Here is a 12,558-nt window from a genome sequence, read left to right on the forward strand (position 1 = left end):
ATGGCGGAGGGGACACACGCGTACCCATGCCGAACACGACCGTTAAGACCTCCAGCGCCGATAATACTTGGAGCGCGAGTTCCTGGGAAGGTAGGACGTTGCCAGGCAAGTGAGTAACACAGAGGGCACAGCAGAGATGCTGGGCTCTTTTTGTGTTGTGTCTTGATTGATTCGCGCGCGAAGGCGCGCACCTTCTACGCACTGTCTTTTGCATTTTACTTTGAATTTGAAAGCTGTGATGTCATCGAAAATGATAAGGCAAAGGACAACAGAGAATGAGAGGCAGGGAAGTAACGCAAAACAAAAAGAGGATGTGGAAGGCAGGCCTGCAGCCTGCCCAATGCACTCACGGATTAAGTGACGTTGCAGGGGTTCCCCAGGCTAGGCAGATAAGGGAAAGAATGTTCGTTGATGGCTGATTCCTGGGGGATACGGACGAAACAACGAACACAACTTCCCTTGTAGGGGGTCGCAGCCCTCAAAAGTAGGTGAACCGAGGCAACAGGGGAAGTCCTGTACGCTAAAATGTCACCCACCATGTGAAAATGCAGCCAGAGAGGAAGATTTGTTCGTTCTCATCTGGGCGTTGCGGCACTTTTGTTCGTTATATGCCCAACAGAGGAAGATTCGTTTGTACCGCCGGGCCGGAGACCTCGCTCGGTACGTCCTGTCCTGATTGATTCGCGCGCGAAGGCGCGCACCGCCTATTCTTCGGTTCGATACTTTGAAAAGAGGATGTGGAAGGCAGGCCTGAGGCCTGCCCGCTGCAACCGGAAGTTAAGTGGCGTTGCAGGGGCTTCCATAGGCTGGGGAGATAGGGGAAGGAATGTTCGTTGATGGCTGAATCCAGGCGGCTGCGGACGAAATAACGAACAAAACTTCCCTTGTAGGGGTTCGCCGGCCTCAAAAGTAGGTGAACCGAGGCAACAAGGGAAGTCCTGTGCGCTAAATGTCAGCCACCATGTGCAAAGGGAGCCAGAGAGGAAGATTTGTTCGTTCCCATTAAGGTGATGCGGCACTTTTGTTCGCTATGGGCCATACAGAGGAAGATTCGTTTGTACCGCAAGGCCGGGCTGCGCCGGAGACTTCCTTCGGTGCGTCCCCTGTCCTGGTTGATTCGCGCGCGAAGGCGCGCACCTTCTACGCTTTGTTTTTTGCATTTTACTTTGAATTTGAAAGCTGTGAGGTCATCGAAACAGGACGAAAAGAGGATGTGGAAGGCAGTCCTGCGGCCTGCCCGTTGTAACCGGAAGCTAAGCGGTGTTGCAGGGGGTTCCCTAGGCTGCGGAGATAAGGGAAGGAATGTTCGTTGATGGCTGAATCCAGCCGGATACGGACGAAACAACGAACAGAACTTCGCTTGTAGGGGTTCGCCGGCCTCAAAAGTAGGTGAACGGAGGCAACAAGGGAAGTCCTGTGCGCTAAATGTCAGCCACCATGTGAAAACGGAGCAAGAGAGGAAGATTTGTTCGTTCCCATCAAGGCAGTGCGGCACTTTTGTTCGCTAAGAGCACAACAAAGGAAATTTTGTTCGTTACGGCCAGACGAATGCCAGAGGAATGCCAGGCCGACATCACACGACCTCCGGGCCAACACCAGACGACCAACTACGGAACTGCTCCAGACCTATGTGTTTGCCGTGTCAGTCAAGGGTCCCAGAGGTTATCGCATGCCCTTCAGTTTGAAACTCTACTTCCTTAGTTGTCACCATTGCACGAAACAGCTCTGCAAGGTTGAGTCGCATGTGCGAAGGTGCATGACACAGATAGGTCTCAATGAGGAGAGCATCAGGCTCGTTGTGCCAGCGTAGAATATCAGACCACTCCAAGGGATTGTATCGAACGAGCGCGGATAAGCAATAAAGCACGATAAAGTGCAACATCCAACCAGCTAGAGGGGCCCGGTTTGCCAACACTAAGCGGGTATCTGTCGCCAAGGTGTGACTTTCCGTGGCGTTAACAGAAGGCAGTGCTCTAATTCCTTGAGCGAAACCAGACGCAGCTTCTATTTTGAACATCCATGGATGCTGTAAAATGCTGCGTGGCAGGCGCAGATATCCGAGAGGTGCTTGACGTACAGATCGTACGAAGGATGTAAACTCATCTAGAGATTCATCGGCTGCAGTATCTTGCGAGGCTAATGCTTGCCCCATGTGCCCTTCGCTGTCAGACCGGAGCAAGTCGGTTATCCACTCCTCAACGGTTTGTCCATTGTTAGCCGCGATTGTACGTGGCACAAGGATGCCGTTGCGCCAAGCTATCTTATTCTCTTCTGCTTGAATGGGATAGAGATGCTGAAACTTCGGATAGAACTCTGTCATGAGATGTTGTATTGGCGTAAGCATTCCCAACACGTCACCGAGCAAGAGGCGCTGGGGAAGTTTTATCCCTGCCCGCTCTGCTGCACTTTGTAACACCCCTTGTTTGTAGATATAGACCATCTCGGATGGTAGATGGTAGCTCACACGCTTTGTACGTCGAACCGAGACACCGTGCTGCAGTACTGCTGCTTCTGACGGGTATGACACGTCTATCGCATGAAGGAGAGCTTTTATCCAATTCAGGTAGGCATAATACAGAAGCAGAGGGCGAACAGAAATATCAGCAGTCATTGCAGACGCCTCATATGCGGACGCCTGTCTCGCACAGGCAGAACTGTTCGATGCTGCAGTGTAGACCCGATGATTCGGTTCATCTGGATGAAACTTGGAAATTACTTTTGCCATGTAATTTTCGCTTCGCCAGTATTCAACAAATGACCAAAGTTCGTCTGCAACTTCTCCCCAATCGGCCATCACCAACAAAGACTCACCTCGCTGTCAACATGCAACATTGGTGTTTTGATTCCACAATCAAACCGTCCTTAATGCGTGAATATTCGGCCTATATTTACAGGTGACAAAACCCTAAATCAGTGTATTTGCTAAATTGACACGTTCTGAGCCGGTTGTTATACTACCCGATAATATCCGCGGACCGAGCCGCATGTATGCGGTATAAATTGGGGAGGAATTAACCAAATGTCTGATCTATGGGAGAACAAATTCGCCAAAGAGGGACTTACCTTTGATGATGTATTACTGGTGCCGGCGCGTTCCGAAGTACTGCCGAGGGACATCGATGTAACAACACGGCTGACAAGCGGAATTACGATTAATATTCCAATTATCAGCGCAGCTATGGATACTGTAACTGATGCCAACTTAGCCATCGCGATGGCCCGCGAAGGTGGAGTTGGCATCATTCACAAAAATATGTCAGTTGATCAGCAAGCGGACGAAGTAGACAAAGTAAAACGTTCGGAAAGCGGTGTTATCACCGATCCAATTTTCCTTACCCCGGACCACCCTATTTCAGACGCAGACGCGCTCATGGCGAAGTATCGTATCTCCGGGGTCCCGATCGTACGTACTGGGACTCGTCAACTTGTTGGGATTATTACGAATCGCGATCTCCGTTTTGAACGTAATTACGACCGCCCCATCGGCGAAGTCATGACACATGAAAACCTCGTAACAGCGCCAGTCGGGACCACTCTGGAAGATGCGAAAGAAATTCTCGCACACCATAAGATTGAAAAATTACCGCTCGTTGATGGAGAAGGCACGCTTAAAGGGCTCATCACCATCAAGGACATTGAGAAGGCCCGTCGATTCCCGAACGCCGCAAAAGATGCACATGGCAGACTGCTTGTCGGAGCAGCCGTATCGACGTCTGAGGATATGTATCAGCGTGTAGACGCGTTGGTCAAGGCTGGCGTTGACCTTATCGTGATCGACACTGCTCACGGCCATTCTGCGAAGGTTCTGGATGCCATTGGAGAGGTCCGGCGCCTGTATCCCGATATTCAACTTGTTGCAGGCAACGTAGCAACCGCAGAAGCAACGGAAGAGCTTATCCAACGTGGCGTGAACGCTGTTAAGGTTGGCATCGGACCCGGAAGTATCTGTACCACCCGTGTTGTTGCTGGAATTGGTGTCCCACAAGTTACAGCCGTGTACGACTGTGCTACGGTCGCTCGGAAATACGGCATCCCCATCATTGCAGATGGAGGGATTAAGTATTCCGGAGATATCGTTAAGGCTCTCGCAGCAGGAGCTGACACCGTGATGGTGGGCAGCTTGCTAGCCGGTACCGAAGAGAGCCCAGGAGAGATTGAACTTTATCAGGGCCGTCGTTTCAAGGTGTACCGGGGTATGGGATCATTAGGCGCCATGAAGGCAGGCGGTGGTGAGCGCTACTTCCAGGACAACACCAAGAAGCTCGTGCCGGAGGGTATTGAAGGCCGTGTTGCGTACAGGGGCCCGCTTTCAGACATTCTGTATCAATTGGTTGGTGGTGTCCGATCCGGTATGGGCTACTGTGGCACACCAACGATCCCTGACTTGCAAGAGAATGGACGGTTCATCCGTATCACTGCAGCCGGTCTGCGCGAAAGCCATCCTCATGATGTCCAAATCACGAAGGAAGCACCGAACTACAGCGTGTAATCTGAGTCAAGGGCCCTGAATTGGCCACCCTGTTTTCGGCCAACCCTATGCTATACTGAACCTGTTTTTACTTCAACGTGCGGGAGTGCGATCCTTGACTGCAAAGCATAAACGTCTGTGGATAACGATGTCGACAGCCCTTTCAGCTGCAACGCTCATTACTCCTGTGAGTGCGTTGGCAGCAACTTCTGAAGGGACATCATCTTCTGTTGGTTCACTGACGGCAACGTTTCAGCTTCCCAAAACAGTGTCTGTGCCCACGCCCCCAAGCTTACAAGCGCAGTCTGTAATACTGATGGATGCTGACAACGGCCAAATTCTTTATGAAAAGAACCCCACCGAGCGTAGAGCTCCGGCTTCGACTACAAAATTGATGACCATGTTGTTGACCTTTCAGGCTGTGCATGAGGGCAAAGATTCGTGGTCGGATATCGTTCCGGTCACGAAAGATGCCTATCAGTTATCGCAGACTGACGGTGTTTCAGACGCCTACCTTGATCCACGTCAAAAGTTGACACTTGAACAGATGATGAAGTTTATCGCTGTTCTTTCGGCAAATGATGCAACCGTTGCTGTGGCGGACAAGATCGGTGGGGACAAGCAGGCATTTGTCCAAATGATGAACCAGGAAGCAAAAACACTCGGCTTGACGGAGACTCATTACGAAAATCCAGATGGTCTCCCTCAGGCGAATCATTACACGACAGCGCGCGATCTCGCTGTACTGGCCCGGTACTTGGTCGAAACGTACCCGGAAGTGACCACGTACACGTCATTGCCCCAAGCATCCCAAACAAACCTGGTTACGCATAAGACCAACATCTGGCCAAACACGGATGAACTAATCGGCAAGTATCCAGGCCTCGATGGGTTAAAGACGGGGTACACTTCTGAAGCGGGGTACTGTTTTGTGGGTACGGCTGAACGAAACGGAGTGCGCCTGATTTCTGTAGTGTTGGGGGATCCAACGAACGCGGACCGGTTCTCAGACACACAGTCGTTGCTCGATTACGGATTCAATCAGTTCACTGAGAAAAAGGTGATTGCTGCTGGGCAGAGTGTTGGGTTGAAATCTCTACGCGTTATAAACGGCAAGGAGAAGACAATTCCAGTCAGTGCCAAAAATAATCTGACCCTTGACCTCCCGTCTGGAGTCAATGATGCTGTAAGCATAAAGCTGGATCAGAACGTTGCAGCGCCCGTTAAAAAGGGTCAACAGGTAGGGCAAGTCCAGTATGTGGCAGACAATCAAGTTGTCGCTTCCGATCCTCTCTTGGCGGCACAAGATGACGGCAAAGCGAATATACTTGTCCGTCTCTGGCGTCAGTTGCAGGGATGGCTTTCACATTTGCTCCATCGGCTATAATGTACTAATCTTAAGACTGCAGACGTAGGGACTGATGCATGATGGTATCGTCACTGTGGCTCAAGATAGGCACCCTGACAGTCAGTGGGATTTTACTTGTGCTGTTTATTGTTGGTGGATTCTTTGAAATTCGCCGATATCTTCGTAACCTGAAAAAAGATTAGTATTGTCTGATCTGACGAGGAGGATTACAAATGGCAAAAACGGGTACCGATATCGTAAAACGTGGCATGGCAGAAATGCAAAAGGGCGGCGTCATCATGGACGTCGTGACACCTGAGCAGGCGAAAATTGCAGAGGCCGCAGGCGCAGTTGCAGTTATGGCGCTGGAGCGCGTCCCATCAGACATTCGTGCAGCCGGCGGCGTTGCTCGCATGGCCGACCCGACCATTGTCGAGGAAGTCATGAAGGCTGTATCGATTCCGGTCATGGCGAAGTGCCGCATTGGCCACATTGTAGAAGCGCGCGTCCTCGAGTCTATGGGCGTGGATTACATCGATGAGAGTGAGGTCCTCACTCCTGCCGATGACAAGTTTCACATCAATAAAAAATCGTTTACAGTTCCGTTTGTATGCGGTTGTCGGGACCTTGGTGAAGCCCTTCGCCGTATAGCAGAGGGTGCATCTATGATCCGTACGAAGGGTGAACCGGGCACAGGAAATATCATCGAAGCTGTCAAGCATCAACGTATGGTAGCTGCACAGATTCGTCGAGTGCAGGGCATGTCTGAAGACGAGCTGGTTGCAGAGTCCAAAGCGATTGGAGCACCTTACGAATTGCTGCTCGAGGTTCATAATAAGGGAGCACTCCCAGTGGTCAACTTTGCAGCAGGCGGTATTGCTACACCGGCTGATGCTGCTCTGATGATGGAACTGGGTTCCGATGGTGTGTTTGTAGGCTCTGGTATCTTCAAGTCAGAAAGCCCTGAGAAGTTCGCTCGAGCGATTGTCCAGGCGACCACACATTATCAGGACTACGCACTGATTGCAGAACTGTCTAAGGGCCTCGGTACGCCGATGAAAGGCATTGAACTGTCTACACTGGCTGAGAATGAAAGAATGGCCACACGCGGCTGGTAATCTGACGACTAGAGGGATTCGCTCATGAAGATTGGAGTTCTTGCCCTGCAGGGGGCGTTTCGGGAGCATCGGAAGCTTTTTGAAGACCTTGGCGCCGAGACGACACTTGTGAAACTGCCTGAGCATCTTGAGGGTTTAAATGGACTGGTCATTCCAGGTGGCGAAAGCACGACAATCGGCAAGTTGTTGCGAGAATACAACTTGCTTCAACCAGTTCAGAGTCTCGGACAAGAAGGTTTTCCCATCCTGGGAACCTGCGCTGGCATGATTGTCTTGGCTAAACAGATTCTTGGAGCCCCAGAGCCCCATTTAGGGTTAATGGACATTACCGTGGATCGAAATTCGTTTGGTCGGCAACGTGAGAGTTTCGAAACGGACCTGGACATTCCTGTCATTGGTTCTGAGCTATTTCCGGCTGTGTTTATCCGTGCACCACATGTCCAGAAAGTAGGCGAAGGTGTAACGGTGCTGGCTCGCTACAACGACAGAGTCGTTGCAGCCCGAGAGGATAATCTCGTTGCATTCTCCTTCCATCCCGAATTAACGGGAGATCATCGATTGCACAGGTACTTCCTCGATATTGTCGAGCAAGCCTAATCTGGCCACTGAGCGATTGAGTTGTAACCATCATTGGCCGAAGCATAAGCCCTTGATGGGTTGAATAGACAAAGAAAACGGTGGACAATCTGTCCACCGTTTTTGTATCCACTCTTGACGATAACCTGTTGAGATTGTCCCGATAGTCCAGATTTGGTATGCTCAATTCACTACATATGTCACGGAAGGATAGGTTGACTAAAGATGCTTGATATTCGCTCCATTCGACAGGAACCAGACAAATACAAGGCAGGACTCAGTCGCAAAGGGGTTGATCCCTCTAAGGTTGATGAGCTCCTTCAAATTGATGCTGATTGGCGCTCTGCATTGACGGAGGTCGAACGTCTGAAAAGCGTTCGGAACACTGCTTCCGAAAATATCGGCCGAAAGAAAAAGCAGGGTGAGGATGCAAGCGCGGATATCAAGCAGATGAAAGAGGTATCGGATGCAATCAAGGCACTCGATGGCAGCGTCCGCGATCTTGATGCCAAACTTCAGGACATGCTGCTTAGCTTACCGAATATCGCGCATCCGTCTGTACCTGACGGTGCATCTGAAGAAGAGAATGTACCACTGCGATACATTGGAGATAAGCCGAATTTTTCGTTTGAACCAAAGCCGCACTGGGAGATTGCCTCCGATCTCGATATCGTTGATTTTGAACGCGCAACAAAGGTAACGGGTACGCGTTTTGTTATCTACAAGGGTCTTGGCGCAAAATTGGAGCGGGCTCTCGCTGCGTTTATGCTCGATTATCAGACCGAGAAGAATGGTTACACTGAAATGTTTCCTGCGTTTATCGCCAATGACACGAGTCTCATTGGCACTGGTAACTTACCGAAGTTTGGCGATGAGATGTTCAAGTTAGAAGGGCTCCCGTACTACCTGATTCCGACTGCAGAGATTCCGCTTACCAATTACTACCGGGATGAGATTTTAGAGGCATCCTTGTTGCCCGTGAAATTTGCAGGCTACAGCTCAAGTTTTCGGTCTGAAGCGGGATCGGCTGGAAAAGACACGCGGGGATTGATCCGTGTTCACCAGTTCCAAAAGGTGGAGTTAGTGAAACTTGTTCTTCCTGAAAACTCTTATGATGAGTTGGAGTCGCTTGTACAGGATGCAGCAGATATTCTCGATGCACTGGAACTACCATACCGCGTGATCGAGATCTGCACGGGGGATCTGGGTTCTAAAGAGACTAAAAAATACGACCTTGAAGTATGGTTGCCGGCAGCAGGTACATATAGAGAGATTAGCTCGTGTTCTAATTTTGAAGATTATCAGGCTCGCCGTGCAAATCTTCGTTTCCGACGTGAGGATGGCGGCAAGCCGGAATTTGTCCACACATTGAACGGAAGTGGTCTTGCAGTTGGACGAACAGTGGCAGCCATTCTTGAAAATGGACAGCAGGAGGATGGGAGCGTCCGGATTCCCAAAGCACTCGTACCCTACATGGGGACAGAAGTGATTGAGCGGAGGAAGGCCTAAATGCATACGTTTTGGCAAGCGGCGTTTTGGGTGATGGTCATCGCAAGCATCATTTGCCTGCCTATTCAGCGTAAAGCACTGAATAAAATTGCCTTTGGCAGGTCTGTTTTTATCACCTACACGGCCATTCTGATGGGCTATATTATTGGTGTCCTCGCTACCACCATCGCGGCGAATATCTTGGGTATTGTGCTGTATGTGCTTGGGGTGGCAATGCTCATTTTTATGGCTGTGAAGTCCGTTCAACGTCTGCGTGCCAGGAAACACGGGGGAATTGGACATTCCTGAGCAGAGTTGATGGCGATGTCGCGTTTACGAAACGGGGCCGTGTGATGGCCTGACGGTAGGAGGAACTGCGTGAAAATACATCATGTCAGCATCGACCTGTCCATCGACGACCTCAACTCTATGATTCGCGAGTTTGCTCCGGATGCAAAAATTCGCATACTAAGCATTGACGCGGACGGAATCCGAGGCCAAGTGAAATTGCTCTGGTGGAGTGTTGATTTTTTGGCAATTCCGCTCAACGGATCAGATGGGACAGTCTCTGTCGATATTTCGGCAAGTAAACTGGTCCCAATCCCATCGTCCATCGTCGAGCGTCAATTGAAGGAAGCAGTAAGGTCTGCTCCGAGTGGTGTTGACGTCATTCAGCAGGCTTTAAAGGTCCATCTGCCATCGATCTTAAGTCCATTTGGAATTGCCTTAACGATCAAGGATCTCAGTACGGACAGAGGGTTGCTTCACATTTCTATCAACAGTATCGACTTGCCGAGTTTTCGACAGCTGACGTCAATGATGAAACAGTAGTATTGCCATGATGCTCATGTTAAGCTATCCAATTCGCACATGCGGCGACGGACTGGGGAATTCGGAATGAAAAAAGGGCTGATTTGGGGAGCTGTGGTTGGGGTCCTGTCCTTTCTGGCATCGCTGCTCTTTCATACTCGAGCTATCGTCATGAACGTTGGGGGAACTATCGGACCCATCGGTATCCTCGTTGGTATCATTATTCTTCTGCGAGGGGCTTCTTTTGAAGACGGAATGGCTGTGCGCGATGATACAAAGAGCCAACGACAAGTTAAGGCTGGCAGTTGGCTCTTTGCCTTTGCCCTGCCACCGCTCCTAATTGCCTTTCTTTGCTGGGGAATTTGGCCGATGCCCACCCATTAGCCGCCGGGGCATCGGCTTTTTATTCCATCCACGTAACGTATGCTGAGAGCGGTTGATTGCGGTTTCGTGCGTGTTCTCTTATGACTGCCGCATTCGATCGAAAACAGCATCAGTTTCCTTAATGAGTTGACTGACCAGAGCTGCAGCCGGAAGGTTACGCACGAGCGGCAACGCTTGTCCGGCCCACAGTGACATGTAATCCGGCTGAGCTTGTTCACTTGCCCAGTTTCGAATCGGGCGAGTGAGGGCATTTTGAATCGGATAATCCGGTATATCGCCTTCATACCCTTCTACTTGGCGGATGAAGCTGTTTTGGATGCCGCGAGCGAATTTTCCTGAGAACGCTCTCGTGACAACTGTATCCTCAGACTTGCTGTCAAAGAGTGCTGCTTTGTAACTTGGATGTGCTCCGCTTTCCTCTGTTGGTAAGAAGGCTGTCCCCATTTGTACTCCTTGGGCACCAAGTACGAAACTTGCGGCGATACCCCGCCCGTCCATGATGCCGCCTGAAGCAATGATCGGAACGCGAACCACATCTGCAATCTGCGGTAGCAATGCCATCAGACCAATCAAAGCAGGTGTATTCAAGTCCGTTCGTGAGCTCTCGGTCAGGAACGAACCTCGATGTCCTCCGGCTTCCGCACCTTGCACGACAACCGCGTCTACCCCTGATTGCTCGAGTGTGCGTGCTTCTTCCACAGTTGTTGCGGTTCCCACTACAACAGTTCCTCTGCCTTGCAACTGATTGATGAGGTCCGTGTGCAGAGACCCAAAAGTAAAGCTAAAGACAGGTACTTGCTCCTGAATTACAACCTCCAGCTGATCTTCAAACTGTTTTTGCATCGCAGCAGGATTAGGCAACGTCATGGACTCTTTGAGAGACGGTGATTCGGAAATTGTATCAAGGAAACTCGCCATGTCGTGTGCGACAGGTTCATCATAGTTAAAGTCTGTGGGAATAAATAGGTTCACAGCGAATGGACGATCTGTAAGTTCGCGGATATCCCGAATTGCGCGCTGAAGACCGTTTGCAGACATGTAGCCTGCACCGAGAGACCCTAAACCCCCAGCAGATGAGACTGCGGCGACCAATTGGGGTGTTGTCGGGCCGCCAGCCATCGGTGCCTGTATGATAGGTACATCAATCCCGAGTTTCTTCGTTAACGCACTTTGTTTCCAGATAGTAATCTCTCCCCACTCCTAGAAGATGAGCTCATCTGGATTTGGACCCGTTCGCTCGTTGGTATTTAACGCATCCAACGCGGCAATTTCATCAGGTGTAAGCGTAAAATCAAAAACATTTGCGTTTTCTTGGATCCGATGTGCGTGTGTTGATTTTGGGATGGTGATAATTCCGTGATCAAGGTCCCAACGCAGAATGACCTGGGCAGCACTTTTTTCGTGTGCTTCTGCAATCTTTGTCACTGTAGGGTCGTTGAGGAGCTTGCCGCGCATGAGTGGACTCCATGCCTCGACTCGAATATCATGTCTGTCGCAGTAGTCCCGGACTTCCACTTGCGTCAAACGGGGATGAAGTTCAATCTGGTTTACGGCAGGTACAACCTCGGCATCGGCTAACAACGCTTCTAAGTGATGGACGTGAAAGTTACTTACACCTATGGCTCTTACCAGTCCGTCTTTATAGAGCCTCTCGAATGCTTTCCAGGTTTCCTTAAACCTTGATTTCCCCGGCCAGTGAATGAGGTAAAGGTCAACGTACTCGAGGCCGAGACGCCTTCGACTTGCTTCAAAGGCTTTGAGTGCAGATTCATAGCCCTGGTCCGTATTCCAAAGTTTGGTCGTAACAAAGATTTCATCGCGAGGAATGCCTGACTCCCGAACGGCTTGGCCGACTCCTTCCTCATTTTCGTACAGCTTGGCAGTGTCTACACTTCGATACCCATACTCGAGTGCAGTTCGAACGGATTGGATGACCTCTTCGCCTTCTTGGGTTTTGTAGACACCGAGTCCGAACCAAGGCATTTTAGTGCCATTATTCAGTACGGTGTAGTCTGTAAGACTTTTTGCCATGTCCAACATTCTCCCTTCTAACTTTAGTTGTTTGACAAAGGCTACTGCAAAACGATATCCCCAGTTACAGTATACTAGAAACAAGGAAGTTGTACCGTAGGTTTCCTTTGCAGCAAGGGCATGATGTCTGTATAATAGTGAAGGTAAAAAGTGATGCACCCGTAGCTCAGTCGGATAGAGCGGTGGTTTCCTAAACCGCGTCTTGCGGGGGTTCGAGTCCCTCCGGGTGCGCCAATGGTTTTGTCGTGCGGTATCTCAGTCTTTCTGAGATACCGCACTTTTCGTGTTCATGGTTATGAATCCTACATCAGTCTGTGATTTATGCGCGCTTAAAA

General features: G+C 50.3%; 12 protein-coding genes, 1 tRNA gene and 1 rRNA gene. 11 read left to right on the forward strand and 3 right to left on the reverse strand.

Annotated elements, in window-relative coordinates; genetic code table 11:
- Both rrf and AN477_RS05795 read left to right on the forward strand, forming a co-directional pair.
- Positions 1–107: ribosomal RNA gene (gene rrf, locus AN477_RS05790) — 5S ribosomal RNA — on the forward strand; the annotation flags it as partial.
- Positions 108–1,021: 914 nt separating this feature from the next.
- Entirely contained in the window at positions 1,022–1,246 is a 225-nt protein-coding gene (locus AN477_RS05795; protein WP_054968232.1) for a hypothetical protein, read from the forward strand.
- Positions 1,247–1,642: 396 nt separating this feature from the next.
- Here AN477_RS05795 and AN477_RS05800 read toward each other — a convergent pair whose 3' ends face one another.
- Positions 1,643–2,794, reverse strand: coding sequence for a YaaC family protein (locus AN477_RS05800; RefSeq protein ID WP_245631741.1), 1,152 nt, complete (start codon positions 2,792–2,794; stop codon positions 1,643–1,645).
- A 225-nt stretch (positions 2,795–3,019) separates the two neighbouring features.
- Here AN477_RS05800 and guaB point away from each other — a divergent pair, with 225 nt between their 5' ends.
- The 8 genes from guaB to AN477_RS05840 all read left to right on the forward strand — a co-directional run bounded on the left by guaB (position 3,020) and on the right by AN477_RS05840 (position 10,192).
- On the forward strand, positions 3,020–4,489 hold the full coding sequence (gene guaB / locus AN477_RS05805; RefSeq protein WP_054968234.1) for an IMP dehydrogenase: 1,470 nt from the start codon (positions 3,020–3,022) through the stop codon (positions 4,487–4,489).
- A gap of 94 nt (positions 4,490–4,583) precedes the next feature.
- A complete protein-coding gene (locus AN477_RS05810) occupies positions 4,584–5,855 on the forward strand; it encodes a D-alanyl-D-alanine carboxypeptidase family protein (RefSeq protein WP_054968235.1) in 1,272 nt (423 codons plus the stop codon).
- Positions 5,856–6,049: 194 nt separating this feature from the next.
- Positions 6,050–6,934, forward strand: coding sequence for a pyridoxal 5'-phosphate synthase lyase subunit PdxS (gene pdxS / locus AN477_RS05815; protein ID WP_054968236.1), 885 nt, complete (start codon positions 6,050–6,052; stop codon positions 6,932–6,934).
- A gap of 24 nt (positions 6,935–6,958) precedes the next feature.
- Positions 6,959–7,531 (forward strand): pyridoxal 5'-phosphate synthase glutaminase subunit PdxT, encoded by a 573-nt coding sequence (pdxT, locus tag AN477_RS05820; RefSeq protein ID WP_054968237.1) that lies wholly within the window; start codon positions 6,959–6,961, stop codon positions 7,529–7,531.
- A 204-nt stretch (positions 7,532–7,735) separates the two neighbouring features.
- Positions 7,736–9,019 carry a serine--tRNA ligase gene (gene serS / locus AN477_RS05825; protein ID WP_054968238.1) on the forward strand — a complete coding sequence of 428 codons (1,284 nt, stop codon included), beginning with the start codon at positions 7,736–7,738 and terminating at the stop codon, positions 9,017–9,019.
- Entirely contained in the window at positions 9,020–9,307 is a 288-nt protein-coding gene (locus AN477_RS05830) for a hypothetical protein (protein ID WP_054968239.1), read from the forward strand.
- A 69-nt stretch (positions 9,308–9,376) separates the two neighbouring features.
- Entirely contained in the window at positions 9,377–9,829 is a 453-nt protein-coding gene (locus tag AN477_RS05835) for a hypothetical protein (RefSeq protein WP_054968240.1), read from the forward strand.
- Positions 9,830–9,895: 66 nt separating this feature from the next.
- Entirely contained in the window at positions 9,896–10,192 is a 297-nt protein-coding gene (locus tag AN477_RS05840) for a hypothetical protein (protein WP_054968241.1), read from the forward strand.
- Positions 10,193–10,270: 78 nt separating this feature from the next.
- Here AN477_RS05840 and AN477_RS05845 read toward each other — a convergent pair whose 3' ends face one another.
- Together AN477_RS05845 and AN477_RS05850 are read right to left on the reverse strand one after the other, a co-directional pair.
- Positions 10,271–11,380, reverse strand: a complete 1,110-nt coding sequence (locus AN477_RS05845; RefSeq protein WP_342668546.1) for an NAD(P)H-dependent flavin oxidoreductase — start codon at positions 11,378–11,380, stop codon at positions 10,271–10,273.
- 12 nt (positions 11,381–11,392) lie between these two features.
- Positions 11,393–12,223 (reverse strand): aldo/keto reductase, encoded by an 831-nt coding sequence (locus AN477_RS05850; RefSeq protein WP_054968391.1) that lies wholly within the window; start codon positions 12,221–12,223, stop codon positions 11,393–11,395.
- A 155-nt stretch (positions 12,224–12,378) separates the two neighbouring features.
- Between AN477_RS05850 and AN477_RS05855 the strand changes: the two genes are divergently transcribed.
- Positions 12,379–12,457, forward strand: a tRNA-Arg gene (locus AN477_RS05855).
- Positions 12,458–12,558 lie beyond the last annotated feature (101 nt).

This window comes from Paenalicyclobacillus ferrooxydans (assembly GCF_001399675.1).
Taxonomy (GTDB): Bacteria; Bacillota; Bacilli; order Alicyclobacillales; family Alicyclobacillaceae; genus Alicyclobacillus_B; species Alicyclobacillus_B ferrooxydans.

What these genes read in the sequence shown, in the direction of transcription:
- AN477_RS05800 (WP_245631741.1), bottom strand. Translation starts at nt 2,794, where the DNA reads ATGGCCGATTGGGGAGAAGTTGCAGACGAACTTTGGTCATTTGTTGAA.
- guaB (WP_054968234.1), top strand. Translation starts at nt 3,020, where the DNA reads ATGTCTGATCTATGGGAGAACAAATTCGCCAAAGAGGGACTTACCTTT.
- pdxS (WP_054968236.1), top strand. Translation starts at nt 6,050, where the DNA reads ATGGCAAAAACGGGTACCGATATCGTAAAACGTGGCATGGCAGAAATG.
- pdxT (WP_054968237.1), top strand. Translation starts at nt 6,959, where the DNA reads ATGAAGATTGGAGTTCTTGCCCTGCAGGGGGCGTTTCGGGAGCATCGG.
- serS (WP_054968238.1), top strand. Translation starts at nt 7,736, where the DNA reads ATGCTTGATATTCGCTCCATTCGACAGGAACCAGACAAATACAAGGCA.
- AN477_RS05830 (WP_054968239.1), top strand. Translation starts at nt 9,020, where the DNA reads ATGCATACGTTTTGGCAAGCGGCGTTTTGGGTGATGGTCATCGCAAGC.
- AN477_RS05840 (WP_054968241.1), top strand. Translation starts at nt 9,896, where the DNA reads ATGAAAAAAGGGCTGATTTGGGGAGCTGTGGTTGGGGTCCTGTCCTTT.
- AN477_RS05850 (WP_054968391.1), bottom strand. Translation starts at nt 12,223, where the DNA reads ATGGCAAAAAGTCTTACAGACTACACCGTACTGAATAATGGCACTAAA.